Genomic DNA, 26,407 nt, shown 5'->3' on the forward strand with positions numbered 1-26,407 from the left:
AAAGGATTTGGGGTGGAAGGTGGGCAAATGACCCGATCCGTTCTTCATCTGGCTATAAATATCTCGGGGTCTGGGGCAGAGCCCCAGCCCGCCCTGACCACAATCGCAGAGGCAAGGCAGTCATGACCCAGCTCCCCCAATCAACCGAACGCAAGATGGGTCTGGTCATTGATCTGGACACCTGCGTTGGCTGCCATGCCTGCGTCATTTCATGCAAAGGCTGGAACACCGAAAACTACGGCGCGCCACTGTCGGATCAGGATGCTTATGGTGCTGACCCTTCAGGCACCTTCCTGAACCGGGTGCACTCTTACGAGGTGCAACCCGCCGAAGGGCATGCCCAATTGATCCACTTCCCAAAATCCTGCCTGCATTGTGAAGACGCACCCTGCGTGACCGTCTGCCCCACCGGTGCCAGCTACAAGCGGGTCGAGGACGGAATCGTTCTGGTCAACGAAAATGACTGCATCGGCTGCGGCCTGTGCGCGTGGTCCTGCCCCTATGGCGCACGCGAACTGGATCAGGCCGAAGGCGTTATGAAGAAATGCACGCTTTGCGTCGATCGGATTTACAACGAGAACCTACCCGAGGTGGATCGTGTGCCCTCTTGTGTGCGCACCTGCCCGGCAGGTGCCCGACACTTTGGCGATCTCGGCGACCCTGACAGCGATGTCAGCAGGTTGGTCGCCGAGCGTGGCGGCATGGATCTGATGCCTGAACAGGGCACCAAGCCCGTCAACAAGTACCTGCCGCCCCGACCCAAGGACAAAATTGAGGAGCAGATTGACATCCTAGCCCCTCTGCTGGCCCCGGTCGCCGAAGAGCCCAAGGGTTTCCTCGGCTGGCTCGACAAGACCCTGGAGAAGCTCTGATGCACCCGGCACCTTCCGTTATCATCTTTACCACCCTGTCCGGCCTCGGATTTGGACTCTTGTTCTTCCTGGGGCTCGGCATACCTGACGTCTCGGGCTGGGTCGCGTTTGTGTTTTTCGCAATTGCCTATGGCTTGTCCGTCGGAGGTTTGCTCGCGTCGACCTTCCACCTCGGCCACCCCGAGCGCGCCTGGAAAGCCTTCACCCAGTGGCGCTCAAGCTGGCTCAGCCGCGAGGGCTGGTGCGCGGTCATCGCGCTGCTCGTCATGGGGCTTTATGCTATTGGTGCGGTCTTTCTAGGCCAACGCTGGGGTGTGCTGGGCTGGATCGGGGCGGCATTCTCGCTGGCCACGGTCTTCACCACATCGATGATCTACACGCAGCTCAAGACCATCCCTCGCTGGAACATGAACCTGACACCGGCCATGTTCTTGTCGTTCAGCATTGCAGGCGGTGCTTTGTTGGCCGGAGCGGAAGCGCTTGCCCCTTGGTTGCTGGCTATTGCCGGCGCTGTACAGCTTGCCTATTGGGCCAAGGGCGACGATGCGTTGTCCCGATCGGGAACCACGCTCGCAACCGCGACAGGGCTTGGTGAGCGAGGCGCTGTCCGCGCATTTGAACCACCTCATACAGGTACAAACTATCTGCTGCGTGAGTTTGTGCATGTTGTCGGTCGGAAGCATGCGCAGAAACTACGGATGATATCCTTTGGTCTGGCTTTTGTGCTGCCTTTACTGCTGATCCTGCTCCCCGTCTCAGGTGTTCTGATCAAGCATGTCTTCGCGCTGGTGGCGGTGCTGTCGCATCTCACCGGCGTCGCTGTTTCACGCTGGTTGTTCTTCGCGCAAGCAGAGCATGTGGTTGGGTTGTACTACGGCAAGCGTTGATGGGGGCTCTGCCCCCGTCGCGGCAAGCCGCGCCTCCCCCGAGGTATTTCTAGCCAGATGAAATTTGGATCCCGAATTAAAGAAAGGGCGGCGCTCGATCTTCGAGGCCGCCCTTACGAGTCCGTGTATTGATTTCAGATTAATCCAGCATGCGCCATTGCTGCTTCTATAGCGGCTTTGGTGCTGTCTTCCAGCTCGGTCAGAGGCGAGCGCACTTCGGTGCTACACAGGCCAAGTTTGCTGAGCGCGTATTTTGCACCAACCAGACCGGGCTCGATGAAGATCGCTTCGTGCAGGGGCATCAGGCGGTCCTGATACTCCAGCGCCATTTCGTAGTCGCCATTCAGCGTTGCCTGCTGGAATTCAGCACAGAGCTTCGGAGCCACGTTTGCGGTGACCGAGATGCAGCCCACTCCGCCATGAGCGTTGAAGCCCAGTGCTGTGGCGTCTTCACCGGATAGCTGGCAGAAATCCGCACCACAGCTTGCACGCTGCTGGCTGACGCGCGCCAGATCTCCGGTCGCGTCCTTGACCCCGATGATGCGCGGCAGTTTCGCCAGCTCACCCATCGTTGCAGGAGTCATGTCGATGACCGAACGACCCGGGATGTTGTAGATGATGATCGGGATATCGGCACTGTCATGCAGAGTTTGGAAATGCGCCAGCAGCCCCTTCTGGGTCGGCTTGTTGTAATAGGGGGTTACGACCAGCGCCGCATCCGCACCGATTTTTTGCGCAAACTGAACAAACCGAATTGCCTCGACAGTATTGTTGGAGCCCGCGCCTGCGATGACAGGCACGCGACCTGCTGCAGCCTTCACCACTTCGGCGATAACCGTTTCATGTTCTTCATGGCTGAGGGTCGGGCTTTCGCCGGTCGTACCAACCGGAACCAGACCGGTCGAACCTTGCTGTATTTGCCATTCCACCAGGTGTTTGAGCGTTTCCAGGTCCAACGCGCCGTTGCTGAACGGGGTGACCAGGGCTGGCATTGAGCCTTTAAACATGGAACGCTCCTTAGGTGTTTTTTGCGCACCGGTCTGTCACGATTAAGGGTTTGTGAGTTGATCCCGGCGGCGCAAGGTTTATCCTGCATGGCTGTATCCTTGGTTTGTTGGGGAATGCAAGGGATGAGACGTATTCTGTCGCTTGGAATAGCGATGATTCTGGCGCTAATGCTACAGCCGCATGCCACTCGTGCGGATGCGACGCAGGATTTGCGCGCGGGGCTCTATGAGATGCGCAAGGGCGATTGGAATGCCGCGCTGCGCGTTGCAGGCCAGCGTGGATCGGTGGCGCGGGACATTATTGTCTGGCATTGGCTACGCGAAGGTTTTGGCAGCTCGGGCGATGTGCTGGTGTTTCTTGAGCGGCGCCCGGATTGGCCCGGTTTGGCCTGGCTGCGCCGTAAGAGCGAGCCATCATTCACCGGGGCCGATCCGAATCGAGTTCTGAAATTCTACGAAGGGATGCCACCGCAAACAGCAGAAGGTGCTTTGAATTATGCCGTGGCCTTGAAAAGCCAAGGCCGCAATGGTGAAGCAGAAGCCGACGTCGTAACCGCGTGGCGAACCATGCCGATGGGGTCGGGCCTACAAAAGGATTATCTTGAGAACTTCGGGAAGCTTCTGAGACCACATCACGAGGCCAGGTTGGATCGGATGTTGTGGGATGGGCATCTGGTCAGCGCCGGGCGGATGCTGCCCCTGGCCAACTCTGAGCAGCGCAAACTGGCCGAGGCGCGCATTGCCCTGCAAAAGCGCGAAAACGGAGTGGACGGCAAAATCGCCGCAGTGCCGGAATCACTGGCCAAAGACCCTGGCCTGGCATTTGATCGTTTCGTGTGGCGGGATCGCAAAGAACTGGACGACAGCGCCATTGATCTGATGTTGGCACGCTCGACCGGACCAAAATCGCTGGGTGAACCCGACAAATGGGCGGAAGGGCGACGCAGACTGGCACGTCTTGAGATGCGAACGGGAGATGCCGAACGCGCCTATGCGATTGCCGCCAATCACCACATGACCCCCGAAATGGGCTATGGCTATGCTGATTTGGAGTGGCTCTCGGGATTTCTGGCGCTGCGCAAGCTGAATGATCCGGCCACGGCGGTGCGGCATTTCCAGAATTTCTCGGAGGCGGTGCAATCGCCGATTTCGAAGGGTCGCGGTGGATATTGGCTGGGCCGCGCCTATGCGGCGCAGGGGGATGCTGACAAGGCGCACGAGGCTTATGCCGAAGGCGCGAACTATCAGACCTCGTTCTACGGGTTGCTGGCGGCGGAACAAATCGGCCGTCCGTTTGACAGCGAATTGGCCAACCCACGCCGCGCGCCGCATTGGAAACAAGCCGCATTCGCTGACTCAAGCGTGTTGGAGGCTGGATTGCTGTTGCAGCGCGCAGGAGAGGGAAACCTTTCAGAACGGTTTCTTACCCATTTGGTGGAAGGTCTCGATCAAACCCAGGCCGCTCAGCTGGGTGACCTGGTGATCGAACTGAACGAACCGCATCTGGCCGTCATGATCGCCAAGCGCGCGGCAACAACCGGTGTTGTTTTGCCTGCCGCTTATTACCCAGTGCACCCGGTCGCAGATATGGGACTTCCCATGGCGAAGGAAATGACGCTGGCAATTGCCCGACGCGAAAGTGAGTTCGATCCGGTGGTCATCAGTGGCGCAGGCGCGCGCGGTTTGATGCAGGTCATGCCCGCTACCGCCAAACTTGTGGCTCAGGATTTGGGTATTCTGGGTGGCCATAAAACCGCGCGCCTAACCTCGGACTGGCAATATAACGCAAAGCTGGGGGCGAATTATCTTGCAACGCTTGCAGAGGATTTCAACGGCAATGTCGTGATGATGGCCGCTGGATATAACGCGGGGCCAAGACGGCCGATTTCGTGGATGGAACGCTATGGCGACCCGCGCCGGGGCCAGGTGGACGTGATCGACTGGATTGAGACCATTCCTTTCAAGGAGACGCGCAACTATGTCATGCGTGTCGCCGAAAGCCTGCCGGTCTATCGCGCTCGGCTTGGGCAGCCAGCTTTACCAGTGCCATTCTCAAAGGAACTAACCGGTTCAACCCTTTCGTCGTTCGCGCCATAAGGTGAACAGGCCCGCAGCGATCACCAAAGCTGCGCCCAGAACAACCTCGGGGCGCAGGGTCTCGTGGAAGATCGTGATGCCGAGAATTGCGCTCCACATCAGATGGAAATAGGCAAAGGGTTGCACGGCGCTGGCCTCGGCCATTTCGTAGCACTTAATCAATAGCCAGTGTCCCAGAGCGCCTGCGATGCAAAGCAACCCCATCCAAAACCAATCGCTGCTGGCCATGGGTTCCCAAAACCAGACACCGACAGCAGTCATTGCGACTGCACCAGCCACCCCAGTCCAGAAAAAACTGGTCGCGGTACTGTCCCGCCGAGCCGCATACCGTGTCAGCAGGCCATAAATCGCGAACATAAACGCCGAGATCAGCGGGATCACAGCCCAAGGGTTGAACACACCGGCACCGGGCTGCAGGATGATCAACACCCCGATGCAGCCGACCCCGATGGCGGCCCAGCGACGCCAGCCGACTTTCTCACCCAGAACCGGGCCGCTGAGAGCAGCGATCAACAGCGGATAGCTGATGAAAACGGCCTGGCTTTCAATCAAGCCCAGAATGGTAAAGCTGAAAACGGCGACACAAATTTCTGCGGCCAGTAACACACCCCGGAATATCTGGAGTCCCAACTGGCTGGTTTGCGCCGCCGCCCGCAAACCTCCGCTGGATCTCGCAGCCAGAGCAATCACGAATGCGGCAAAGAACCAGTACCGGATCATCACCACCATATACGTATTGTAGGTACCGGCCAGATGGCGCGAAATCCCATCCTGCAAAGCAAACACGATCGTCGCGCTGACCATAAGCGCTATACCGGCGTTGACGTTGTTCTTCTGGCTCATTGCTTCACCGCCCGGGTCATGTGCCGTTTACGGCCAAAGCCGGGGCTGCGGGTAACATCAAAACCTGCGTCGGATAGGCCCCGACGCACGAAACCCGCGGCAGTATAGGTTGCCGCTGTACCGCCTTGAATCGTGTGCTCCGCCACCTGCTGCATCAGGTCAGCCTCCCACAGCTCGGGGTTTTTTGCGGGTGAGAAGCCATCCAGAAACCACGCATCTGCCTCACCTGCCCATGTGGGCAAGGTCTGGCGCGCGTCTCCGACGTTGACCTCAAGATGCAACGTGTCCAGCACGCATTTCTGCCCATTCCATGTTTTCAGAAAGCGATCGGCCCACGGTGTCATCTCGGGGAAGGCGGCTAAAGCACGCGCCATATCGTCAGGCGCCATCGGAAAGGCCTCGAAGCTGGTGAACCGTAAAGGTGTAGTCTGCCCTGCTGCTTCCCACGCCGACCACGCGGTCAACAGATTCAGGCCGGTGCCAAAGCCTAGTTCAGCGATGTGAAACCCCGGTACAAAGCGCGTTGGCAGATCGTTGCCTGCCAGAAACACATGACGCGTTTCCTCTAACCCGTTCTGCAACGAGTAATAGGGGTCATCGAACCGATTCGAGACCGGGATCTGGTCTTCCGTCCAAGTAAGTTCGGCACGCTGGTCTGCCATCGGGGAATCCTGTAGCTAAGCGGCGCGACACTGAACAACGAAAAGGGGATTGGCAATGGTCGATGTGACGGTGCGGGGCGCAGGAATATTTGGCCTCTCCATCGCCTGGACCTGCGCACGGCGCGGCGCGAAGGTTCAGATCGTCGACCCATTTGGTCCGGGCGCGGGGTCCAGTGGAGGGCTTGTTGGCGCGCTGGCCCCACATGTGCCCGAAAACTGGAACACCAAAAAGGCGTTCCAGTTTGAAAGTTTAATCATGGCTGAACCGTTCTGGAAACAGGTCGAGGCCACCGGTGGTGTGTCGCCCGGCTACGCACGTCTTGGGCGTCTGCAACCCATACCAGACGCACGCGGTTTGGAGCTGGCCCAAGCGCGTGAACAAACAGCTGCAACACTCTGGCAGGGTCAGGCTAATTGGCGCGTCCGGTTTATAGATCAGATTGGTGCCTGGTGCCCACCCAGCCCGACGGGATATGTCGTCCACGATACGCTAAGCGCGCGCATGCACCCAAGGCGTGCCTGCGCAGCGCTGGTGGCTGCGCTTGCCGTAATGGGAGTAGAAGTTACCGCCGAAGCGCCCGACAAGGGACAAGTCGTACACGCCACTGGACTTGCGGGTCTGCAAGAGCTCAGCAAGGCGTTTGGCAAGACAATCGGTAACGGCGTGAAAGGACAGGCGGCGTTGCTGCGATTTGATGCGGGCGACGTACCACAGTTGTTTGCCGATGCTGTTCACATCGTGCCTCATGCCGATGGTACGTTGGCCATTGGCTCGACATCAGAACGCGAATACGACGATCCGACCAGCACAGATGCCGCTCTGGACGATGTACTGGACCGCGCCATGCGTGCCGTGCCGGTCCTGCACGGGGCGGAAGTGATCGAACGCTGGGCCGGTGTTCGCCCCCGCAGCAAAAGCCGCGCGCCGATGCTGGGCGCGCATCCCCTGCACAAAGGGCAGTTTATCGCCAATGGGGGATTCAAGATCGGTTTTGGTATGGCACCGAAGGTGGCCGAGGTCATGGCCGACTTGATGCTGGAAGGACGCGATAGAATCCCGCAGGATTTTCTGCCCGAAGCTTCACTCTGATTGCGGTATTGCCTTGGCTGACATGCATTGTCGGCCTCCGGGTCCACGCACCCAAAACTCCTGACCATCCCGACACAGGGTCGCCGTTTCGAAATGCATCAGCGGCGACGATGCGCGAAACGTAAACTCCGCCAGAGGCCCCATCAGATCGGTTGCGAACAACATGAGGAATTGGGCCAGCAGAGGCCCATGGACAACCAGCCCGGCATAGCCTTCCACGTCGCGTGCATAGTCAAGATCGTAATGGATCCGGTGACCGTTGAACGTCAGCGCCGAATAGCGGAACAACAGGGTTGTATCAAATTCAACAATGCGGTGATCCAACTCATCCGTTCGAGCCATCGGAACTTTTGGAGCCGGTGCGTCTGATGAGGGATCTTCACGATAAACCAGATCCTGCCATTCGGTCACGCTCAGCGCGCCCTTTTGCCAAATCTCGTGACGCAGTGTGACAAATGCCAACGGTCCGCTACGTCCTGTCTTTGCCACGGCGCTTTCTCTGACCGTCCGACGCTCGGCTGCGACCCCTGCCACAAAGGGCTGATGAAACTGCAGTCGCCCACCTGCCCACATGCGCCTTGGTAGTCCCATATCGGGGATCAGACCTTGGCCTACCCGCGGATGTCCATCACGCCCAAGATCGCTCGGCACATGCGGCGACCAGAAATAGAGCTGATGAAAGAAGGGAGGGAGTACTGAGCCTGCCTCAATCGTCGGTTCCTGCCCCAATGCTACCTGCAGTGCAGCCGCTCGGGCAGGACCTACGACATCGGCCTGAGTTTCTATCTGGTCTTGATCCTTCATCCGCATAACCTAGAAGTTGCGGTACAGACCGGCAAGCAAAGGGGATTAAAACCCGGCCTCTGCCCGCAGCTTCCGCATCAGGTTATGCAGCGTATGCTCGTAGCGGTCGTTAGACAGCCGCCCGTCTGCATCAAATTCATTCGAGCTGTCCGCCAAGTGAAGCTCGGGACCTTGCAGAATGCGTGGCTGAAAGGGAACCATGAAGGACCGCAAGATCATTTGCGCCCGTTCACCCCCGGCCCGGCCCGCAGCGGCGGACATGACGGCGAGCGGTTTATCCATCCAAGGCTTGCCCTTCGTCCGGCTGACCCAGTCCAGCGCGTTTTTTAGAACACCCGAAGGCCCTTTGTTGTATTCCGGCGTTGATATGATCACCGCGTGGGCCTGGGCAATCTGATCGGCCAAAACCTGCACGGTTTCAGGTATGCCTTCGCCAACTTCGAGATCGCCGTCATAAAGCGGCAGATTGAGATCAGCCTCAATGAACGTGCCGGGTTCGAACAGGCGTGCAGCTTCGCGCAGCAATTTACGGTTGGTCGCATCCTGCCGTAGCGAGCCGGAAAGGCCAAGAAGGATCGGTTGGGACATGGGGAAACTCCGCTTTGGTGTTTCCCCTTAGTTATCCCGAGACACCATCGAACCAAAGGCCCGATGACGCGCAGTCATTGTGCGCGAGACGCGTGATCAGGTGTTGTCGCTGGGAACCACCACAATCTCGACCCGCCGGTTCTGGGCTTTCCCCTCGGGTGTCAGGTTCGATGCGATCGGGTTGTTTTCACCTTGCCCGACAGTAGTGATACGGGCGTAGCTGACACCATTGGCCTGCAGAATATCAGCCACCGCATTGGCGCGGCGTTCAGACAGTCCGAGGTTGTAGGACGCCTCTCCGTCACTGTCAGTATGACCGATAATCTGGACATTCGAATTCGGGTAGTTAACCAAATTCTGCCCCACCTTCACCAAATCGGCACGCAAGGCCGGGCGCACGGTGGAACTGTCGGTGTCAAAGGTGATGTCATTCGGAACCGTGACGATCAGGCGATCACCCGCGTTGACGATCGTGATGCCGTCATTTGCCAACTGCTGCCGCAGCTCTGCAGCCTGCCGGTCAAGTTGGTTGCCGATCACGCCACCGCCTGCGGCACCGATGGCACCACCGGCCAACGCCCCCAACAGTGGGTCAGAGTCATTGGCAATTGCGCCCACACCAGCGCCGATCAGACCACCCAGCAACGCGCCTTGCTTGGCATTCTGGTTGGGATCGTTCTGCACGCTGAGGGTGCCCGGGTCGGTACACGCCCCCAAAAACAGGGCTGAACACAGTCCAACCGTCAGTACACATTTGGAAATCGTCATTGAATCACCTTCTGCTCACGTACCCGTTCACCGGGTTTGTTTCGTTCCGCTTAGTATAACACAGTGAGAACAAAGAGCCTCAAGCAACAATTGAGTGAAATCGGCGAATACCTGCCATTCAGGCGACCCCTTTGGAGCTATCCCAGCTGTTCTGCTCCTGCCAGATCGCGCGCAGAGGTTCCCCTTGCCCGCAGAAATGATCCTCGGTCAGTTCGCAGGCCCAGATCCGATCCGTGCGGAAGTGGCGAAACCCGTTTCTCAGCTCGCACCACGCGGCCAGCATGGTGCATTCAATATGATAGATCAGGGCGACGGGCCGTATCGTGCGCTCGGTACGCTCATCTTCCGAATTCACGTAGGTGATGCGAATTTTACGTTCGGCCCGGATCGCTTCGCGATAGTTCACGACGGGCACACAGCCCTTTTCCGGATCATCCATCGGTGCGCCCCAGGGCGCAACCTGTAGCCAGTCGGCTGGCGCGCGCAGGGCCTCGATCTTCCGACAAACTCGGTCAGCGGCCTGTTGCAAGGTGCTGTCACCCGTGCGGGCCAGCATCGACAGGCCCACCCACAGGGCCTCAACCTCTTCGGCGTCGAAATTGAGCGGCGGCAGATCATACCCGCGCCGCATCAAGTAGCCAACACCCGCCTCGCCTTCGATTGGCGTACGCTGTGCCTGCAACGCGGCAATATCGCGGTAGACGGTGCGGACCGAAACCTCGAGCTTGGCGGCCAACGCATCGGCCGTCACGGGCGCTTCAGCAGCACGCAAGATCTGAATGATTTCGAACAAACGTGTCGAACGGCGCATCCGGGTCTCCTATCAATCTGCTGACAACTTAGCACACCTCCCTGACAAGGTGGTGTCAGGAGTGTTGGGCGAAGATTGGGCAATTGCAATTCAGGAGAGTGACCATGCCCTACCTCGACAATCACGTCATGATGACCTTGAAACTGGATCGCTGGTCCCAAGATCACGTTTTGCGCGGATTCGAAATCGAACGTGAAATTGCTGCCGCACGGGAACGCCAAGTTATACGCCCGGTCAAACGCACCAGGCGGTTTTCGCTGGGAAACCTGAAGATGCTTTGGACCAGTAACGCCTAGAATCAGAACTCGGCTGGCGCGCGAAATTTCATCGACACCCCGCCTTCGGGATTTTTGAGGCGCAGTTCTTCCGAATGAAGCATCAACCGCGGGAAGTCGCGCGCCGCGCCATCGGCATAAAACGGATCACCCAAGATAGGATGCCCCAGCGCCTGCATATGAACCCGCAACTGGTGTGATCGTCCGGTCTTGGGAGACAGGCGAACACGCGTTGTCTCGCCCTCGAATTTAACCACGCGCCAATCCGTAACAGCAGGCTTGCCGGTGTCGTGACAGACCATCTGACGGGGGCGATTGGGCCAATCGACGATCAGCGGCAGGTCAACCGTTCCCGTTTTTGGTTCTACCCGCCCCCATACGCGCGCGACATAAGTTTTGCGGGTCTGGCGATTTTCGAACTGTAGCCCCAGATGCCGCTGGGCATGCGGCGTCTGTGCAAACACCATTACACCGGATGTATCCCGATCCAACCGATGCACCAGCAGCGCTTGTGGAAACGCAACTTGTACGCGGGTCAGCAGGCAATCAGCAAGATGCGCGCCCCGCCCCGGCACGGACAACAAACCCGCCGGCTTGTTCACCACGATCAATTGCGTGTCTTCAAACAGCACATCCAGAGGGGAGTTTGGGGGATCATAGGTTTCGCTCATGCGCGCTTGCCTATCTCAGGCGGCCCCCTCCCGCAACGTCGTCCTTGCGTGAGTGAAAAGGTTCAGCAACTCTTTGGTCAACAAGAGGGAAGACGGTATGCACCCGACGATCAAACGAATGCAGGAAGTGGTGGCCAAAGGCGATGAAGGCCTGATCCAAGAGTTGCTGGCCGAACATGTGCGGTTTTCACCACCCACTTACTACAGCACCTGGACCGGGCGTGAACCTGTTGCAGCGGTTCTGGGTCATGTGGGTCAGGTGTTTTCCGAATTTCGCTATCGCCGGATCATGGGCGACGGCAACGATTGGGCATTGGAGTTTCAATGCAAAGTCGGTGCCTTGGACGCCGTGGGTGTAGACTTGATCACGCTGAACGCAGACGGACTTATTCAGGAATTTGAGGTCGTCATGCGTCCTTACAAGACCGTCGGAGCCTTGCGCGAAGCCATGATGGCACGAGTCATGAAAGATGCGCGCTTTCTAAAGTTCAAAGATGCGCTGAGCTAACGGTTCCTTTGCCTGTTGCCGCCGATCAGATTCTCAGAATTCCGCTTTTGCCTATTCTGGCAATTCAGGGGTTCGCGGTAAGGCGCAATGCGCAATTTCTGCCAGAACCGACTGGTCCCCGCCAAGGGTGTGCAGGGCGCGGGCCCAGACTGCGCTTGTTGATCACCGGGGACAGCTCGGCCGCTGGCGTTGGGGCGGGCACACAAGGCCAGGCGCTATCCGGGCAACTGGTCGGCCAATTGGCAAAGCGTTATACCGTGGAATGGCGGCTTGAGGCGGCCACCGGGCATACCACTCAAAACACAATTGAGCAGCTGCAAGGGCTTTCCGAACAGTTTGATGTAGCCATAACGGCGCTGGGTGTGAACGACGTGACTCGAGCGAGAAGTAGACAGAGCTTTGAGGACCACCAAGCACGCCTATTGGACCTTCTGACCGGGCCGATGAAAGCCAGGCGGGTGATCGTGTCTGCGGTTCCTCAGATGGCGCGTTTTCCCGCTCTGCCTCAGCCGCTCGCCTGGTTTTTGGGGCAACAGGCTGCAAGGCTGGATCACGGCTTGCAGACGGTGGCTGCAGCATATCCGCAAGTTTCACATCTGGCGCTGAACCTGCCCGATGACCCGGCGCTCGCCGCGCCGGACGGATATCATCCAAGCCCCAAGGCCTATGCAATCTGGGCGGAACAGCTTGCCCAGCTCATTCGCTAGGCCTGAGACCGTATTTGCCGGATCATCGGGATCGAATATACAATCAACCCGGCCCAGATCAGGGGGAACGCGATCAATCTTGCCTGATCAATACGCTCTCCGAACAACGTGATCGCGGTGATAAAAATCATCGTGGGCGCGATGTACTGCAGGATACCCATCGTCGACAGACGCACCAGTTTGGCCCCATTGGCATAAAGCAGCAACGGAATTGCAGTCACCAGCCCCGCGCCTGCAAGCAGCGCAGTGTCTGACACGGCTGCTCCAAAATGCCCGGCACCACTTGTTCCAAGCCAGGTGACGTAGGCCAGGGCGGGTATCAGTAGAATCAGGACTTCCAACAAAAACCCTTGGTTGGGCCCAATTGGGAGTGAGCGCTTGAAGAACGCATAAAACCCCCAGCTGAACATTAAGCCCAAAGCCGCCCAGGGTAAGCTTCCCGCCTGAAACACCAGTACCAACACCCCCAAAGCGGCCAACCCGACCGCAACCAACTGTGTTCGGTTCAGAGGTTCGCGCAGCAATATCGCACCCAACGCAATGCTGAACAAAGGGTTGATATAATAGCCCAAAGCCGCGTCCAGCGCATGCCCCGATGAAATCGCCCAGACATAAATCGCCCAGTTGACTGAGATCAGCGCCGCTGTAATTGCCGCCATACCCAACATTTTGGGATTGCGAAGTGCAGTTTTCAGATCGCCGGTCCGCCCGAGCGCTATCAGCAGCAGCCCGGCCACTGGCACCGACCAGATCACCCGATGCGCGACTACCTCGATCGGGCCGATATGTTCCATTGCTTTCATGTAAAGCGGCAGGAAGCCCCAAAGCACATAGGCCATCACAGCCAACGCCAGCCCTTTAGGCGTATCGGTATTGTTTGGTGGTACGCGGGTGTCTGCCACAGAGAGTCTCCGACTGATACCGTGTTTCTCTACGGCAAATCAGATGGGCTTGGGAACTATCAAAACTGTGAAGCAGGGCATCAAAGTTTCTGATAGGTCGCGCGTTCTGCAGCCAACCTACATGCGAAGCGCTGTCTCACGCTCATGGATATTGTTGGCCAGATGAGCAGGTGATCCCTTGTTGATCTGGCCAAAAATACTCTCGCGCGCGTCGCCCGTTACGGACGGTGGGGCAGAGCCTACCCCTGTCGATGTTTTCTAGACTTTGACCCGCTCGGATTTCGCATCGTACATCGGTTTCAACGACGCCTCTGCCTGGACTTTCACACCACAGACATCGATCTCATAGGTCGAGGCAAGCACATCTGCAGGCTTTTCGCCCTCGCATGGCACATAGCCCAGACCAATGGCACCACCCAGCGTGTGACCATAATTGCCCGAGCTAAGGTAACCTACATATTCACCATCGCGCACGATTGGTTCGTTGTGGAACAACAGTGGTTCGGGATCAGTCAGTCTAAACTGGACAAGCCGGTTCTTGGGCCCGCTTTCCTTTCGGGCCATCACCGCCTCGCGACCGATGAAATCGCTGCCTTTGTCCACTTTGACGGCAAATCCCAATCCCGCGTCGACCACGTGATCCTCGCAGGTGATGTCATGACCGAAATGGCGAAAACCCTTCTCGATCCGGCAACTGTCCATCATGTGAATGCCGCAGAGTTTCAGGCCCATATCTTGTCCGGCTTCGTGCAGCGCCTCAAAAACATGACCTGCCATGTCGGACGACACATAGATCTCCCACCCTAGCTCACCCACATAGGTCACCCTGTGGGCGCGAGCGAGACCCATACCGATCTCAATCTGTTGTGCTGTGCCAAAGGGGTTAGTCCTGTTCGAGAAATCAGCGGGCGAAACCTTTTCAAGCAATGCACGCGCATTCGGCCCCATGACGGCCAAAACGCCCTCGCCAGCGGTGACATCGGTGATAACAACACTGAAGCCGCCTGCATGACGCATCATCCATGTCTGATCCGCCAATCGGGTCGCCGCGGGGGTGACGACCAGGTAGGCGGTCTCAGTCAACCGTGTGACCGTGACATCTGCTTCGATCCCACCGCTACGGTTCAGAAATTGGGTGTAGACGATCTTGCCATTGGGCACTGAATAATCGCCGCCGCCGATATAATTCATGAATTTCTCGGCATCCGGCCCTTCGACGCGGATTTTGCCGAAGGACGACATGTCATACATGCCTACATTTTCGCGCACGGCACGGTGTTCGGCAGCCGAATTCTCGAACCAGTTCTGCCGATTCCAGCTGTATTGATACTCCCGTTCCTGCCCTTCGTTGGCAAACCAATTGGCGCGCTCCCACCCAGCCAATTCGCCCATCACGGCACCCTGTTCGATCAGGTGATGGTGAAACGGTGTCCGGCGCACACCGCGCGCGGTGGTCTTTTGGCGATAGGGATAGTGGTCGGCATAAAGCAGGCCGAGCGTCTCTTTCGAACGCTCAAAGAGGTACTGCTTGTTGCCCTGAAACGGCTGCATGCGACTGATGTCAACATCGCCCAGATCGAACGGTTTCTCGCCCGAGTCCATCCACTCGGCCAGTGCCATACCAGCACCACCCGCCGACTGAATACCGATCGAGTTGAACCCCGCAGCGACCCAAACGTTATCCATCTCGGGGGCGAGTCCCAAGTGATAGGCATCATCCGGCGTAAAGGATTCGGGGCCGTTAAAGAAGGTGTGAATCCCCGCCTCGGCCAACATCGGCATCCGATTGCAGGCCGCTTCGAGTATTGGTTCAAAGTGATCGAAATCCTCTGGCAACTGGTCGAATTCGAAACTGTCGGGGATGCCGTTCATCGCCCAGGGTTTTGCATTTGGCTCAAACGCGCCCAGCAGGATTTTGCCGGCATCCTCTTTGTAGTAGGCACATTCATCCGGTACGCGCAGCACCGGCAGTTGGGTCAGCCCGTCGATCCCTTCGGTCACGATATAGAAATGTTCGCAGGCGTGAAGCGGCACGTTCACACCTGCCATCTTACCAACCTCGTGGCCCCACATGCCCGCACAGTTCACCACCATGTCGCATTCGATATGGCCCGAGGAACTGCCATCGTCCGCAATCCAGTCCACGCCGGTGACTTTACGACCCTGCTTGACGATGTCGGTGACTTTCACACGTTCTTTGACGACGCCACCGCGCTGACGCGCACCTTTAGCCAAAGCCAGAGCGATATTCGCTGGATCACCCTGCCCGTCCAAAGGCAAATAAACCGCCCCCTTGACCCCTTCGAGGTTGAGATGGGGATACAGCTCTTGCACACGATCATTGCCGATCTCTTCGACCTCAACCCCGAAAGCACGTGCCATGGCGGCCTGACGATAGATCTCTTCCTTGCGCTCTTCAGTCAGCGCCACCGTGATCGATCCGCAACGCTTGAACCCTGTGGCAACGCCAGTTTCTTCCTCAAGTGCGCCATATAGTTCCTGACTGTACTTAGCCAGCTTGGTCATGTTTGCGGTCGCGCGCAGCTGCGCAATCAGACCTGCAGCATGCCATGTGGTGCCGCTGGTCAGTTGCTTGCGCTCAAGCAGCACAACATCGGTCCACCCTTTCTTGGTAAGGTGATACGCGACCGAGCATCCGATGACGCCGCCGCCGATGATGACCACACGGGCCTTGGTGGGAAGATCAACCATCCTGATGTCTCCGCTGTCTCAGGTTTTTTGCAAAATGCCATGAAGGATCGACAAAAAAAGCGTCAAAAACGTCATCTCAATTGCGAAAATCACCTATATTCTGCACGTCTTTTTTGACGTCTCAGAACAAACGGAGTGACGCCAAAGACGCTTTTGTAAACGGATGAGAATCCGTTTGGAAAGCCGCACACCAAGCCGATTTCCCGCACGCTCATCGTTGTGTTCAAAAGCAAGTTGTTGGCTTTGGCCAAGCGCATTTCTCGGTAGAATCCGTTTGGAGTGGTTGCGAAAGTTGCCTTGAACTTGCGCTCAAGCGATCTGTTCGACACGTGTAACATGTCAACGATCTGATTGATCGGTAACGGTTCTTCGATATTCGCCTGCATCAGCTTGATACATTGATCCAGCTTTGCGTCACCTGTGGCTGTATTCCGAGCGCCCGAAAACGGCTGCATGGATGAGAAATCGCGGATGTTCTCGTGCAGCATGATATCCGCAACTGTCATCTTGGCGGCACCCGAAATGTGCCGCCCAATCACCGCCAGTGCCACATCCGTCGTTGCCTCCATTCCTGCGCAGGTGACCACTGAACCCTGTTCGGTCGCAATTGAAAGCTTGGCCTCAAACCGCGCGCCACGTTCGCGCAAGAAAGAAGCGTTTTCCCAATGGGTTGCCATATGGTCAGCGCCGTTTTCGTCGATGTACCTGCTTGCCGCTTCGGCCAGCAAAAAGACCTGGGCTCCCCGGTACGTATAGTCGGGCACGACGCGACCTAAAGAAAGCTCTGGCTGATCCGGATCCGAGTTTCCGATCACAAACAGATAATCCGCATCGGGCTGCGCAGGTATGGTTTCGGTCGACACCGTCGCGCAACTGCTGCTTTCAACAGGTCCCCCCTTTCGGGACCGGTATGTGAATGTGAACGGAGGATGCGCGCATACCCGGTTGGCCAGGCGCAACACATCGACCAACGAGGCCAATTCAAGCAACACGAAACCGGGTGCAACCAGAATATCGAAATGCTGTTGATCCCGATCTTTTCGCCGTTCAGGTTTGTTGCGGATCGACATGAGGCACACTCAAACAATTGTGTGCCCGGCCGCGCGTAAACTGTCGGCAAGGGTTTCGATGTGATCTGGCCCAACCTCGCAGCAACCGCCAACGATCGTCGCGCCCTGCGCCACCCAGCCCATGGCATGCTGCGCATAGGCGTCAGGGTCTAGGTCATGACGGCTTTCCAGAGAGTCAACCGTCGGGGCTTCCTTCAAAAAACCGTCTTTGATACCAGTAAAGCCATTGGCATAAGCGCCGAATGGGCGACCCAGCTTTGCGATGATCTCAAGTGCAGCCGGAATCGCTTCCGGGCGCGCGCAGTTGATCAAAACGGCCTCGGGGGCGTAACGCGCAACAAGCGGGGCGATGTCCTCCAGCGCTTCGCCTGACCGCAATCGCGTGCCGTCATCATCCATAACCGACAATGCCAGCCAGACGGGTTTGCCGCAATTCTCGGTACCGCGAAGCGCACCTTCGGCTTCCAGAACCGAGGACACGGTTTCGATCAGGAACAGATCAACCCGGTCTGCCATCAGTTGAGCCAGCTCGGCAAATTTTTCAGCCGCATCGTCTGGGTTGGGGTTCAGATCGGGCCGGTAGCTGGCCAAAAGCGGACCAAGCGCACCAGCGATACGACCGTCAGTTCCCGCGCAAGCCTGCTCGGCCCGCGAAAGAGCAGCCTCGATCAGACGTGGCATCTGGTCTTCGATCCCCTCACGCACCAGCCGCGAGCGGTGAATGGCATAGGTATTCGTGGTGGCAATCGTCGCGCCACTGCGGAAATAGGCCGCGTGAACTTCGGTCAGCAAGTCAGGTTTGTCGATCATCACCCGCGTTGACCACAAAGGCGTGGGCTGGTCACCGCTGCGTTTCACCAGTTCCTGCCCGATCGAGCCATCTAAAAGCGTAATGTCAGCCATCTACCCCCCTTTCACGGTATTAATACCAGTTTCCCGGGCAAGGTCTTGGACATAAAATCCTCTTGCGCCTGAACAATGTCACGCAACGGGTAGGTTTTTGAGACCAAAGGCCTGATCCGACCTGCATTCATCAGCACAACAAGTCGGCCAAAGACTTCGGGAGGCTGATGGGTGCAGCCATGGATTGAGATGTCGCGCAGATAGATGTCTCGCAAATCGGCGCTGACGATGGGGCCAGCGATTGCACCTGACACCGCATAATGCCCGCCGGGTTTCAGCGCCAGTATGAGATCGGGCCAAGCCGAGCCGCCCACCACATCGATGACGACATCGAACATATCCTTCGGCAGTTGCGCATCCCGGTCAAAGGTTGCCGACGCCCCCTGCGCTTTGACCACATCCGTTTTGGCAGCGCTTGTCACCCCCCAGACCGTCGCTCCTCGTAGCGCCGCGAGTTGGACCGCGGCGAGCCCCACACCGCCTGAAGCCCCAGTAATCAGCACTGTGTGGCCTGCCGACACACCAGCGCGAGTCAGCAGGTTTTCTGCGGTCCCAAACGCGCAGGGAATAGCGGCGATTTCCACGTCTGATAGGGGCGAGGCGGTCACATCATAAAGATCACCCGCGTCGACCAGACAGTATTGGGCAAACGCTCCGTCGATTTCTGAACCAAGCGCGATAAAACCATGCGGTCTACCCGGCCCCGGGCGTGGCAAGTTGATAGGACAGGTCACGCGTTGGCCGGGCTTGAACGCTGCCCCCGGTCCAGCCTCTTCAACAATCCCACACAGATCACCGCCTTGGATGCGGGGGAAGTGCAGCGCACCTCCCCACCCGCCGGCTTCAACCTGCTGATCTACCGCATCCGTCGCTTCTGTAACATCCGGCGAGTACCAGCCGATCCGCGTGTTGATGTCGGTGTTGTTCACCCCGGCAGCGGCGACGCGCACCAGAACCTGCCCTGGACCGGGGGTCGGAACGGGGACGTCTTCCCGCCATTCCAACACCTCAGGACCTCCATGGCCAGTCAGATATACGCCTTCCATCTGCCGGGTCATATCAGCGCCTTTCTGTCGTAGGGGTCAGGCCCTCAACCGTTCATTTGCAGGATCCCAGAGCGGCTGATCCTCCTGAACAACAGCACGACATTTCTGACCGTAGATTTCAACCTCTAGCTCAGTTCCCGGGACAGCCAGATCTGCGCGCACCATGCCCAGCGCGACCGAGGCACCAATGCGATACCCCCACGCACCCGATGTGGTTTCACCCACGATCTCATCACCGCTCCAGATGCAGGACATGTAAGGCGCATCGACCTCACCTGCGTCCACGATCAGAGTGACAAAGGACTTTTTAACGCCTTGCTGTTTTTCGTTCTGAATGGCTGCTTTGCCAACAAAATCCTGCGGTTTATCGAGCTTGACAAAGCGCCCCAAGCCACCTTCCAGCAGAGAGTAATCCGTGCTTAGATCGCCTTTCCACGCGCGATAGCCTTTCTCGATCCGCAGCGAATTCAACGCATACATGCCAAAAGGTTTCGCTCCGGCAGCCAGCACAGCTTCGTAGATGGCGGGCATCGCATCATTTTCAGCATGGATTTCCCAACCCAACTCACCCGCGAAAGATACACGGATCAGGAAGGCATCCTGCCCGGCAACTTTGGCGAATTGGTGGGTCAGCCACCCTTGCTGCAAATCTGCATCGGTGATGCCGGACAATACATTCCGCGTCATCGGTCCGGTCACGATCAGTGTGTCGCGCTCGGTTGTGGTTTCCCGAACGGTCACACCTTCGGGCACCGAATTGCGGATCAAATCACCATCGTGCCACTGTGCCGTGGCAGCGGTGATTAGGACGAAATTGTTCTCAGCCAGACGGATACAGGACAGCTCGGTCAGAATGCGCCCTCTTTCATCCGAGACATAGATCAGATTCATGCGCCCTGCTTTAGGGATACCTCCGGTACAGAAGCCACGCAGCCAGTCATCCGCCCCCTCGCCTTGTATCCAGAACCGCGAGAAGCCCGGCAGATCCAGCACCCCGCAGTGATCGCGCACGGCTTCGCATTCTTCTTTGACCCGTTGCTCCCAGGGGCCCGAACGTCCCCAGGTATGGGTGGCTTCCAGTGACGTGTCATCGCCGGTTTGCGCAAACCAGTTTGCGCGTTCCCAGCCGTTGTACGCGCCCATGACACCGCCCAATTCCTTGACCTTGGCGTGCACAGGCGAGACCTTCTTGTCGCGTGCGGCAGGCCATTCGTGATGTGGGAAATGCATGGCGTATTCGTTGCCGTAGACTTCCATCCCTTTCTGATTGCAGTAGTCCTGATCGGTGTAGTCGGTGTAACGACGCGGATCGACCGCCCACATATCCCATTCGGTGTGACCATCGACGATCCATTCGGCCAGAACTTTGCCTGCACCACCACCTTGGGCGATACCGAAAGTAAAGGTATGAGCCTCGAACGCGTTTGTCACACCCGGCATCGGGCCAATCAACGGCAGACCATCTGGTGCATAGGGGATCGGGCCATTGATGACGCGACCTACGCCCGAGGTTGCCATCAGCGGAACCCGTTCCATCGCATCGGTCACGATATCCTCGATCCGGTCCAGATCATCGTTCCACAGTTGGAAGCTGAAATCCTCGGGCATCGGGTCATCCTCGGTCATCCAGTGGCCCTTGCAATTGGGCTCATAAGGGCCAAGGTTGAAGCCGTTCTTCTCCTGCCGCAGATAGTACGAGATATCGACATCGCGCAGCAGCGGTAGCTTCTTGCCACCGTTTTCTTTCGACCACGCTTCGATTTCAGGAACTTCGTCGGTCAACAGATACTGATGGCTCATGACCATTGCCGGGACGGTTCGGCCGCCAAAGGGTTTGAACCATTCCCCTACGCGCTGCGCATAGTAACCGGCGGCGTTCACCACATAATCGCAGGCAATATCACCCTTTTCGGTATGCACGGTCCATGTGCCGTCGTCCTGCTGTGTCACACCGGTTGCCGGGCAGAATCGGATAATCTTTTGCCCCATATCCCGCGCTCCCTTGGCCAGAGCCTGAGTCAGCTGCGCCGGGTCAATGTCACCATCGGTCGGGTCATACAGAACGCCTTCAAGATCATGGGTCTCCAGGAAAGGATAGCGTTCCTTGGCCTCTTCCGGAGTCCACATCTCCATCGGGATGCCTTGATAGCGGCCCATAGACATGGCCCGTTCGAATTCCTGCATCCGCTCCTTGCTGTGCGCCAGACGAATTGACCCGGAAACGTGGTAGTTCATCGGATAGTCGACCTCGTCCGCGAGGCGCGAATACAGTTCGGTCGAATAGCGCTGCATGTTCATGATCGCCCACGAGGTCGAAAACGTCGGAACGTTACCCGCCGCGTGCCATGTCGAGCCTGCGGTCAGTTCGTTCTTTTCCAGCAGAACACAATCCGTCCAGCCCTTCTTGGCCAGATGATACAGCGATGAACAGCCCACAACGCCGCCGCCGATGATGACCACACGGGCCTTGGTTGGAAAATCACTCATGTGTTTGGTTCCCTATTAGTGTGCCCGCTGGGGCAGGTCGTCTTTGATGTCATAGTAATCGCCCTTGTCCGCAACGAAGATGTGCTGGGCGAGTTTCAACCCGGTCGGCTCATCCAATGAGCCCACGGAAATTGCGATCGTGTCCTCGTCATTGTGCTGCCAGAAGAGGAACGAGCCACAAGCGCGGCAAAATCCGCGCTTGGCAATGTCAGAGGCGCGATACCAGCCCAGCGTTTCGCTGGTGGTAAAGCTGAGATTGTCCTGTTGCGTAACGGTCGAGGCCCACAGGTGACCCGACTGTTTGCGACACTGCCCGCAATGGCAGGCATTTGGTGGCGTGAGGTCTCCGTCAACAACAAAAGCGACCGCGCCGCACAGGCAGGAACCGGTATGCATATCCTTACCCCCTCGCTGTCGGCGTCGAACTGGCACCCAGCAAAACGCCATAAATGATGAAACAGGTCGCCATCACGCGGCGTACCCAGATATTGAACACCGCCCCCAACGCAGCCTTGCCCATCAGCGCCCCCAGCGAGGTGAACCCGGTATAGCTGAGCGTCGTGATGACCAGTGCCGTCGGCATGATCACCGCCATCTGCTGCCAGATGGGTACATTCGGCTGCACAAATTGCGAAAACGCCGCAAGGTATCCGGCGACGCTTTTGGGGTTGATCGTGGCAACAGCCAACGCGTGAAAGTAAACATGTCGCGCCGGACGCTCTGACGCCGGAGCGGGTTTCGCTGCGTTCATCCAACCGCGAATGCCCATCCAGATCAGAAACCCGGCCCCGATCAGCTTGGCGACAAAGAAACCTGTTGGCGACGCGGCAATCAACGCTGTGATTCCCACAGCCGAGAGGATCAGGAACACACTCGCCTGAGTCAAAATAGCCAAGACACCCAACATAGCCTTGGAGAACGGCAGGCTCATCCCATTTGAGATGCAATTGACCGCATTAGGCCCCGGGGTGGTAACGAACACCACCCAGAACAGGGCGAATATGGTCCAGGCCTCGAAACTCATCAGTACACCGGTGGGGCGATAACCCAGATGGCCACAGCGGGCTCATCAAAGGGGTTGGACCAAGTGTAGGGCTCGTGCTTGATCCGGAAGCTATCGCCGGGGCCGACCTGAAAGCTGCGCGAGCCGATCGTCAGTTCCAGACGGCCTGAAACCATATAGCCGACTTCCTGCGTCGGCCGGTTTGCCGGGGTCTGCATCTGAGAATGCGGCTCAAAGGTCGAATGCACCATCTCGAAATCGTCGGTCAGGTCAGGCGAAAGCAGTTCTTCGATCAACCCTTCTTCGCCAGAGCCCATCGGGCGACGGGACCCTGCCCGCACAATATACCCTTGCTCATCCACCGGCGCAGCGGAATGGGCAAACAGCATCGACATCGGCACACCCAGACATTCGGCAATCTGGCGTAGATCCGAAATCGACGGCTCGGACATGTCACGCTCGACTTGGCTGAGCCAGCCAACGGACCGATCCAATCGGTTGGCGATCTCGGTCAGAGTCAGCCCACGCGCCTTGCGCAGTGCGCGCAGATCGGCACCGAGGGATGCGCTATGAGGGGCTTGCGAATTCAAGTTGCGCTCCGAGTCTGCGTGAAATTTTCTGTTACTTTTTCACGGTGCCTCGAATCGGTGAAATTTCCAAGCATTTTTTCACTTGGTTCTGCAATTTTAGTTGGCTATGCACGGTCCATGTGGATTGCCGTAATCTATCTTTGGGTCATTAATGCCCTGACTTTGGTGGCGTTTGGCTGGGATAAGCTGCGCGCGCGCCGTAGAAGGCGACGCATCCCCGAGCGGCGCTTGTTATGGTTGGCGGCACTAGGAGGCAGCTTGGCCGCGCTACTGGGGCGCTGGATCTTCGGGCACAAGACCCGCAAGCGCGGTTTCTCGGCTTGGCTATACACGATCACAGCGTTTCAGGCCGGGCTTTGCTATCTGATTATGTCCCGAGATCTTGGCGCATTTTTGCGATAGCTCGGAACCCTCTAACGCGCAAATACATCCGTTAGAATAGCACCAAGTGCAGTCGCATCATCTTTGGTAAACGCGTCGGGCTGGTCGCTGTCGATATCAAAGACAGCGATCACGTTACCATTCGCATCCCGCACTGGTAGAACCAACTCGGACCGAGTGGATGACGCACAAGCGATATGGCCGGGGAAAGCATCTACATCCGAAACCAATTGCACTTGCCCTGTACGGGCAGCCGCACCACACACACCGCGTTCAAAAGGGATTACTAGGCAGCCATGCCCCCCCTGATAAGGCCCGATCTTTAGCACTTCGGGCTCAGTTACGCGGTAAAATCCCGTCCAGTCGAATCGGTCGTCCGAGTGATGCACTTCGCATGCCACCGTAGCCATCAATGCAACCTCGTCGGTTTCACCTTCGGTCAAGGCGGCAATGGTTTTGGCGAGTGTGTCGTAGTCGGCTTTCATGTTGGTAGACCTTGCATCCGAGGAACTGCGGGCGCTGCCGCCAATTCCCCGGAGTATTTGCAAAAAGACAAAGCGTCAAACGCGTTCTATTGCTATGGCCGTCCCTTCTCCGCCGCCGATGCAGATTGCCGCGACACCGCGCTTGAGGTTCCGCTTTTCTAACGCATTCAGCAGCGTGACCATGATCCGGGCCCCAGAAGCGCCAATCGGATGGCCAAGCGCACATGCGCCGCCATTCACATTCACGATCTCACGCGACAAGCCCATTTCGTGCATGAAAGCCATGGGCACAACGGCGAAGGCTTCGTTGACCTCCCACAGATCGACATCTTCTTTTTTCCAACCGATACGATCCAACAATTTCTGCGCTGCCGGAACCGGAGCAGTTGTGAACAGCCCCGGTGCCTGCGCGTGACTGGCGTGGCCAAGAATTCGTGCGCGCACGGTCAGGCCCTGCTGTTCTGCTGCCTTTGCCGAGGCAAGCACAAGGGCGGCTGCGCCATCCGAGATCGAAGAAGAATTGGCTGCCGTAACCGTTCCATCCTTGCGAAAGGCTGGTTTCAGTGTGGGTATCTTCTCGGGCCGCGCCGATTTGGGTTGCTCATCCGCGTCCAGCACAACCTCGCCTTTACGAGTCTGAATCTTGACCTGTGTAATTTCCTGGTCGAACGCATTATTTTCCTGCGCGGACAGCGCGTTCGAAAGCGATCGCAGGGCGTATTCGTCCTGCGCCTCGCGCGTGAACTGATAGGATTCGGCACAGTCCTCGGCAAACGTGCCCATAAGCCGACCTTTGTCATAGGCGTCTTCGAGCCCGTCCAGAAACATGTGATCGACGACCTGCCCATGTCCGATCCGGGCGCCACCGCGCATCTTGGGCAGCAGATAGGGCGCGTTGGTCATGCTCTCCATCCCGCCAGCGACCATGGTCTGAGTATGGCCCAAAGCGATCTGATCAAACGCGATCATTGCGGCCTTCATGCCTGAACCGCACATTTTGTTGAGCGTTGTGGCAGGTACATCTTCTCCCAGACCGGCGGCAAACCCAGCCTGACGCGCCGGGGCCTGTCCCTGGCCGGCAGGCAGGACGCAGCCCATCAGCACCTCATCCACGGTCCGAATGCCAGCACCCTCCAGCGCTGCGCGGATAGCAGCACCGCCCAGATCAGCAGCGGCGACGCCGTCAAACATGCCCTGAAAGCCGCCCATTGGTGTACGCGCGGCACCTGCTATCACAACCTCGTTCATCCGAAATCTCCTTGAACTTTCCAGCCTATGGATACCGAATGGTAAGAATTACCGTCTAGCGTATTTCTACCATCATTTTGCATTGCCAAAGGCGGACGAACATGGGGCTCAGCAGCGAGATCACCGGCGAGACACAGATAATATCCGTTCATTGTGATCGAATTGATGCCGCGATGGCAATTCAATTCAAGGAAGATATGCGCGCGGAAACCCAAACCCATGCCAAACAGGTGGTGTTGGATTTGTCTTCTGTCGAATTCATCGACTCCAGCGGTCTGGGCGCCATTGTCGCCTCGATGAAACAATTGGAAAAAGGGCGCAGATTGGATCTGGCCGGCTTGCGCCCGATCGTTGAAAAAGTGTTCCGCCTGACCCGCATGGACACCGTGTTCAGACTGTTCAAATCGCTGGATGAGGCGATCGGCGCTGGTGCAGACTGACGATCGGCAGAGGTGGAACAGCGTGTGCTCGAATTGCAAACAAAACTGCCTGGAGGTGAGCTTTCCCGCGACACAAGTGCAGGCCAGCGCAGGGATCGCGGCGTTAAGCGCACGGCTGGCGGCGCAGGGATTGCCGGAAAGCAAAGCAGATGACGTAAGAATCGCGCTGACGGAAGCGATCAACAACGTGGTCGAACATGCCTATGCCGGGGTGGCCGCCGCTGACGTTCAAATCGATTGCTCATTATGTGCAAAGAAGCTGGTGATTCAGATCACCGATACCGGCGACCCGATGCCTGAATTGTTGATACCGAGCGGCACTCCACCATCTGTCGACACTGCTTTGCAGGACCTGCCCGAGGGCGGCTTTGGCTGGCACCTGATTCATCAACTTGCCAGCGATATAAAATATGAACGCAAAAGCGGCGGGAACCTGCTCTGCTTGCGGTTCGACTTCGACCAGATGCCCTAGCAGGCATCAAATGGCCACAATAAGGCCTAGATCGAACCATTGTCGCGCCGCAAACAAAGGTCATAAGTAAGGGGTAGC

29 protein-coding genes are annotated in these 26,407 nt (G+C 57.7%); 10 read left to right on the forward strand and 19 right to left on the reverse strand.

Annotated elements, in window-relative coordinates:
• Window positions 1–122 precede the first annotated feature (122 nt).
• On the forward strand, window positions 123–872 hold the full coding sequence (locus ACRZ9U_RS16290; protein WP_170406588.1) for a 4Fe-4S dicluster domain-containing protein: 750 nt from the start codon (window positions 123–125) through the stop codon (window positions 870–872).
• Window positions 872–1,759: a DmsC/YnfH family molybdoenzyme membrane anchor subunit gene (locus tag ACRZ9U_RS16295; RefSeq protein WP_170406593.1), complete on the forward strand. Its 888-nt coding sequence runs from the start codon at window positions 872–874 to the stop codon at window positions 1,757–1,759. The genes ACRZ9U_RS16290 and ACRZ9U_RS16295 overlap by 1 nt, the downstream gene beginning before the upstream one ends.
• A gap of 134 nt (window positions 1,760–1,893) precedes the next feature.
• Here the strand turns inward: ACRZ9U_RS16295 and dapA are convergent, their stop codons facing one another.
• Window positions 1,894–2,766, reverse strand: a complete 873-nt coding sequence (dapA, locus tag ACRZ9U_RS16300; RefSeq protein WP_170406596.1) for a 4-hydroxy-tetrahydrodipicolinate synthase — start codon at window positions 2,764–2,766, stop codon at window positions 1,894–1,896.
• 123 nt (window positions 2,767–2,889) lie between these two features.
• Between dapA and ACRZ9U_RS16305 the strand changes: the two genes are divergently transcribed.
• Window positions 2,890–4,863 (forward strand): lytic transglycosylase domain-containing protein, encoded by a 1,974-nt coding sequence (locus ACRZ9U_RS16305; protein ID WP_170406599.1) that lies wholly within the window; start codon window positions 2,890–2,892, stop codon window positions 4,861–4,863.
• Here the strand turns inward: ACRZ9U_RS16305 and ACRZ9U_RS16310 are convergent.
• Window positions 4,837–5,706 carry a DMT family transporter gene (locus tag ACRZ9U_RS16310; protein WP_170398740.1) on the reverse strand — a complete coding sequence of 290 codons (870 nt, stop codon included), beginning with the start codon at window positions 5,704–5,706 and terminating at the stop codon, window positions 4,837–4,839. The genes ACRZ9U_RS16305 and ACRZ9U_RS16310 overlap by 27 nt on opposite strands.
• The gene (mnmC2, locus tag ACRZ9U_RS16315; protein ID WP_170406602.1) at window positions 5,703–6,368 is read right to left on the reverse strand and encodes a tRNA (5-methylaminomethyl-2-thiouridine)(34)-methyltransferase MnmC2; all 666 of its coding nucleotides are present in this window, start codon (window positions 6,366–6,368) and stop codon (window positions 5,703–5,705) included. The genes ACRZ9U_RS16310 and mnmC2 overlap by 4 nt, the downstream gene beginning before the upstream one ends.
• 55 nt (window positions 6,369–6,423) lie before the next feature.
• On the opposite strand from mnmC2, the gene ACRZ9U_RS16320 reads away from it, so the two are divergent.
• The gene (locus tag ACRZ9U_RS16320) at window positions 6,424–7,458 is read left to right on the forward strand and encodes an NAD(P)/FAD-dependent oxidoreductase (RefSeq protein ID WP_170406605.1); all 1,035 of its coding nucleotides are present in this window, start codon (window positions 6,424–6,426) and stop codon (window positions 7,456–7,458) included.
• Here ACRZ9U_RS16320 and ACRZ9U_RS16325 read toward each other — a convergent pair.
• From ACRZ9U_RS16325 to ACRZ9U_RS16340, 4 genes are all read right to left on the reverse strand, one after another.
• Window positions 7,450–8,262, reverse strand: coding sequence for an HTD2 family dehydratase (locus ACRZ9U_RS16325; RefSeq protein WP_170406608.1), 813 nt, complete (start codon window positions 8,260–8,262; stop codon window positions 7,450–7,452). The two genes, ACRZ9U_RS16320 and ACRZ9U_RS16325, sit on opposite strands and share 9 nt — an antisense overlap.
• 45 nt (window positions 8,263–8,307) lie before the next feature.
• Window positions 8,308–8,850 carry an NAD(P)H-dependent oxidoreductase gene (locus tag ACRZ9U_RS16330; RefSeq protein WP_170406611.1) on the reverse strand — a complete coding sequence of 181 codons (543 nt, stop codon included), beginning with the start codon at window positions 8,848–8,850 and terminating at the stop codon, window positions 8,308–8,310.
• 96 nt (window positions 8,851–8,946) lie between these two features.
• Entirely contained in the window at window positions 8,947–9,618 is a 672-nt protein-coding gene (locus ACRZ9U_RS16335) for a YiaD family glycine zipper/OmpA-like lipoprotein (RefSeq protein WP_170398755.1), read from the reverse strand.
• 118 nt (window positions 9,619–9,736) lie between these two features.
• Window positions 9,737–10,429, reverse strand: coding sequence for a helix-turn-helix transcriptional regulator (locus tag ACRZ9U_RS16340; RefSeq protein ID WP_170406614.1), 693 nt, complete (start codon window positions 10,427–10,429; stop codon window positions 9,737–9,739).
• A 104-nt stretch (window positions 10,430–10,533) separates the two neighbouring features.
• Here ACRZ9U_RS16340 and ACRZ9U_RS16345 point away from each other — a divergent pair, with 104 nt between their 5' ends.
• Window positions 10,534–10,725: a hypothetical protein gene (locus tag ACRZ9U_RS16345; protein WP_170398761.1), complete on the forward strand. Its 192-nt coding sequence runs from the start codon at window positions 10,534–10,536 to the stop codon at window positions 10,723–10,725.
• Between the two features lie 2 nt (window positions 10,726–10,727).
• On the opposite strand, the gene ACRZ9U_RS16350 is transcribed toward ACRZ9U_RS16345, so the two are convergent.
• Window positions 10,728–11,375: an RluA family pseudouridine synthase gene (locus ACRZ9U_RS16350; RefSeq protein WP_170406617.1), complete on the reverse strand. Its 648-nt coding sequence runs from the start codon at window positions 11,373–11,375 to the stop codon at window positions 10,728–10,730.
• Window positions 11,376–11,472: 97 nt separating this feature from the next.
• Between ACRZ9U_RS16350 and ACRZ9U_RS16355 the strand changes: the two genes are divergently transcribed.
• Together ACRZ9U_RS16355 and ACRZ9U_RS16360 are read left to right on the forward strand one after the other, a co-directional pair.
• A complete protein-coding gene (locus ACRZ9U_RS16355; protein WP_170406619.1) occupies window positions 11,473–11,883 on the forward strand; it encodes a nuclear transport factor 2 family protein in 411 nt (136 codons plus the stop codon).
• Between the two features lie 155 nt (window positions 11,884–12,038).
• Window positions 12,039–12,590 (forward strand): SGNH/GDSL hydrolase family protein, encoded by a 552-nt coding sequence (locus ACRZ9U_RS16360; RefSeq protein ID WP_480705826.1) that lies wholly within the window; start codon window positions 12,039–12,041, stop codon window positions 12,588–12,590.
• Here the strand turns inward: ACRZ9U_RS16360 and rarD are convergent.
• The 9 genes from rarD to ACRZ9U_RS16405 form a co-directional block, all read right to left on the reverse strand.
• Entirely contained in the window at window positions 12,587–13,492 is a 906-nt protein-coding gene (gene rarD / locus ACRZ9U_RS16365) for an EamA family transporter RarD (protein WP_170406626.1), read from the reverse strand. The two genes, ACRZ9U_RS16360 and rarD, sit on opposite strands and share 4 nt — an antisense overlap.
• 258 nt (window positions 13,493–13,750) lie before the next feature.
• Window positions 13,751–16,204, reverse strand: a complete 2,454-nt coding sequence (locus tag ACRZ9U_RS16370) for a GcvT family protein (protein WP_170406629.1) — start codon at window positions 16,202–16,204, stop codon at window positions 13,751–13,753.
• A gap of 89 nt (window positions 16,205–16,293) precedes the next feature.
• Window positions 16,294–17,274 carry a GlxA family transcriptional regulator gene (locus tag ACRZ9U_RS16375; RefSeq protein WP_170406633.1) on the reverse strand — a complete coding sequence of 327 codons (981 nt, stop codon included), beginning with the start codon at window positions 17,272–17,274 and terminating at the stop codon, window positions 16,294–16,296.
• A 9-nt stretch (window positions 17,275–17,283) separates the two neighbouring features.
• Window positions 17,284–18,177, reverse strand: coding sequence for a homocysteine S-methyltransferase family protein (locus ACRZ9U_RS16380; RefSeq protein ID WP_170406636.1), 894 nt, complete (start codon window positions 18,175–18,177; stop codon window positions 17,284–17,286).
• A gap of 11 nt (window positions 18,178–18,188) precedes the next feature.
• A complete protein-coding gene (locus tag ACRZ9U_RS16385; RefSeq protein WP_170406639.1) occupies window positions 18,189–19,235 on the reverse strand; it encodes an alcohol dehydrogenase family protein in 1,047 nt (348 codons plus the stop codon).
• 24 nt (window positions 19,236–19,259) lie between these two features.
• Complete coding sequence (locus ACRZ9U_RS16390) at window positions 19,260–21,710, reverse strand: GcvT family protein (protein WP_170398785.1); 2,451 nt, start codon at window positions 21,708–21,710, stop codon at window positions 19,260–19,262.
• A 15-nt stretch (window positions 21,711–21,725) separates the two neighbouring features.
• On the reverse strand, window positions 21,726–22,106 hold the full coding sequence (locus ACRZ9U_RS16395) for a GFA family protein (protein WP_170406643.1): 381 nt from the start codon (window positions 22,104–22,106) through the stop codon (window positions 21,726–21,728).
• Window positions 22,107–22,110: 4 nt separating this feature from the next.
• The gene (locus ACRZ9U_RS16400) at window positions 22,111–22,734 is read right to left on the reverse strand and encodes a LysE family transporter (RefSeq protein ID WP_170406646.1); all 624 of its coding nucleotides are present in this window, start codon (window positions 22,732–22,734) and stop codon (window positions 22,111–22,113) included.
• Window positions 22,734–23,303 (reverse strand): XRE family transcriptional regulator, encoded by a 570-nt coding sequence (locus ACRZ9U_RS16405; RefSeq protein ID WP_170425828.1) that lies wholly within the window; start codon window positions 23,301–23,303, stop codon window positions 22,734–22,736. Before ACRZ9U_RS16405 ends, ACRZ9U_RS16400 begins: the two co-directional genes overlap by 1 nt.
• Window positions 23,304–23,420: 117 nt before the next feature.
• On the opposite strand from ACRZ9U_RS16405, the gene ACRZ9U_RS16410 reads away from it, so the two are divergent.
• A complete protein-coding gene (locus tag ACRZ9U_RS16410; RefSeq protein WP_480562310.1) occupies window positions 23,421–23,705 on the forward strand; it encodes a DUF1294 domain-containing protein in 285 nt (94 codons plus the stop codon).
• An 11-nt stretch (window positions 23,706–23,716) separates the two neighbouring features.
• Here ACRZ9U_RS16410 and ACRZ9U_RS16415 read toward each other — a convergent pair whose 3' ends face one another.
• Both ACRZ9U_RS16415 and ACRZ9U_RS16420 read right to left on the reverse strand, forming a co-directional pair.
• Window positions 23,717–24,169: a GAF domain-containing protein gene (locus ACRZ9U_RS16415; RefSeq protein WP_170406656.1), complete on the reverse strand. Its 453-nt coding sequence runs from the start codon at window positions 24,167–24,169 to the stop codon at window positions 23,717–23,719.
• Window positions 24,170–24,244: 75 nt separating this feature from the next.
• Complete coding sequence (locus ACRZ9U_RS16420; protein WP_480562309.1) at window positions 24,245–25,417, reverse strand: thiolase family protein; 1,173 nt, start codon at window positions 25,415–25,417, stop codon at window positions 24,245–24,247.
• A gap of 101 nt (window positions 25,418–25,518) precedes the next feature.
• Here ACRZ9U_RS16420 and ACRZ9U_RS16425 point away from each other — a divergent pair, with 101 nt between their 5' ends.
• Window positions 25,519–25,857, forward strand: coding sequence for an STAS domain-containing protein (locus ACRZ9U_RS16425; RefSeq protein ID WP_480902406.1), 339 nt, complete (start codon window positions 25,519–25,521; stop codon window positions 25,855–25,857).
• Between the two features lie 55 nt (window positions 25,858–25,912).
• Complete coding sequence (locus ACRZ9U_RS16430) at window positions 25,913–26,329, forward strand: ATP-binding protein (RefSeq protein WP_480888627.1); 417 nt, start codon at window positions 25,913–25,915, stop codon at window positions 26,327–26,329.
• Window positions 26,330–26,407: the final 78 nt, after the last annotated feature.

This window comes from Ruegeria sp. D7 (assembly GCF_056534355.1).

Bases quoted from the DNA above. Each gene is read 5' to 3' on its own strand.
- ACRZ9U_RS16290 (WP_170406588.1), top strand. From the start codon at position 123: ATGACCCAGCTCCCCCAATCAACCGAACGCAAGATGGGTCTGGTCATT.
- ACRZ9U_RS16295 (WP_170406593.1), top strand. From the start codon at position 872: ATGCACCCGGCACCTTCCGTTATCATCTTTACCACCCTGTCCGGCCTC.
- dapA (WP_170406596.1), bottom strand. From the start codon at position 2,766: ATGTTTAAAGGCTCAATGCCAGCCCTGGTCACCCCGTTCAGCAACGGC.
- ACRZ9U_RS16305 (WP_170406599.1), top strand. From the start codon at position 2,890: ATGAGACGTATTCTGTCGCTTGGAATAGCGATGATTCTGGCGCTAATG.
- ACRZ9U_RS16310 (WP_170398740.1), bottom strand. From the start codon at position 5,706: ATGAGCCAGAAGAACAACGTCAACGCCGGTATAGCGCTTATGGTCAGC.
- mnmC2 (WP_170406602.1), bottom strand. From the start codon at position 6,368: ATGGCAGACCAGCGTGCCGAACTTACTTGGACGGAAGACCAGATCCCG.
- ACRZ9U_RS16320 (WP_170406605.1), top strand. From the start codon at position 6,424: ATGGTCGATGTGACGGTGCGGGGCGCAGGAATATTTGGCCTCTCCATC.
- ACRZ9U_RS16325 (WP_170406608.1), bottom strand. From the start codon at position 8,262: ATGAAGGATCAAGACCAGATAGAAACTCAGGCCGATGTCGTAGGTCCT.
- ACRZ9U_RS16330 (WP_170406611.1), bottom strand. From the start codon at position 8,850: ATGTCCCAACCGATCCTTCTTGGCCTTTCCGGCTCGCTACGGCAGGAT.
- ACRZ9U_RS16335 (WP_170398755.1), bottom strand. From the start codon at position 9,618: ATGACGATTTCCAAATGTGTACTGACGGTTGGACTGTGTTCAGCCCTG.
- ACRZ9U_RS16340 (WP_170406614.1), bottom strand. From the start codon at position 10,429: ATGCGCCGTTCGACACGTTTGTTCGAAATCATTCAGATCTTGCGTGCT.
- ACRZ9U_RS16345 (WP_170398761.1), top strand. From the start codon at position 10,534: ATGCCCTACCTCGACAATCACGTCATGATGACCTTGAAACTGGATCGC.
- ACRZ9U_RS16350 (WP_170406617.1), bottom strand. From the start codon at position 11,375: ATGAGCGAAACCTATGATCCCCCAAACTCCCCTCTGGATGTGCTGTTT.
- ACRZ9U_RS16355 (WP_170406619.1), top strand. From the start codon at position 11,473: ATGCACCCGACGATCAAACGAATGCAGGAAGTGGTGGCCAAAGGCGAT.
- ACRZ9U_RS16370 (WP_170406629.1), bottom strand. From the start codon at position 16,204: ATGGTTGATCTTCCCACCAAGGCCCGTGTGGTCATCATCGGCGGCGGC.
- ACRZ9U_RS16375 (WP_170406633.1), bottom strand. From the start codon at position 17,274: ATGTCGATCCGCAACAAACCTGAACGGCGAAAAGATCGGGATCAACAG.
- ACRZ9U_RS16380 (WP_170406636.1), bottom strand. From the start codon at position 18,177: ATGGCTGACATTACGCTTTTAGATGGCTCGATCGGGCAGGAACTGGTG.
- ACRZ9U_RS16385 (WP_170406639.1), bottom strand. From the start codon at position 19,235: ATGACCCGGCAGATGGAAGGCGTATATCTGACTGGCCATGGAGGTCCT.
- ACRZ9U_RS16390 (WP_170398785.1), bottom strand. From the start codon at position 21,710: ATGAGTGATTTTCCAACCAAGGCCCGTGTGGTCATCATCGGCGGCGGC.
- ACRZ9U_RS16395 (WP_170406643.1), bottom strand. From the start codon at position 22,106: ATGCATACCGGTTCCTGCCTGTGCGGCGCGGTCGCTTTTGTTGTTGAC.
- ACRZ9U_RS16400 (WP_170406646.1), bottom strand. From the start codon at position 22,734: ATGAGTTTCGAGGCCTGGACCATATTCGCCCTGTTCTGGGTGGTGTTC.
- ACRZ9U_RS16410 (WP_480562310.1), top strand. From the start codon at position 23,421: ATGTGGATTGCCGTAATCTATCTTTGGGTCATTAATGCCCTGACTTTG.
- ACRZ9U_RS16415 (WP_170406656.1), bottom strand. From the start codon at position 24,169: ATGAAAGCCGACTACGACACACTCGCCAAAACCATTGCCGCCTTGACC.
- ACRZ9U_RS16420 (WP_480562309.1), bottom strand. From the start codon at position 25,417: ATGAACGAGGTTGTGATAGCAGGTGCCGCGCGTACACCAATGGGCGGC.
- ACRZ9U_RS16425 (WP_480902406.1), top strand. From the start codon at position 25,519: ATGGGGCTCAGCAGCGAGATCACCGGCGAGACACAGATAATATCCGTT.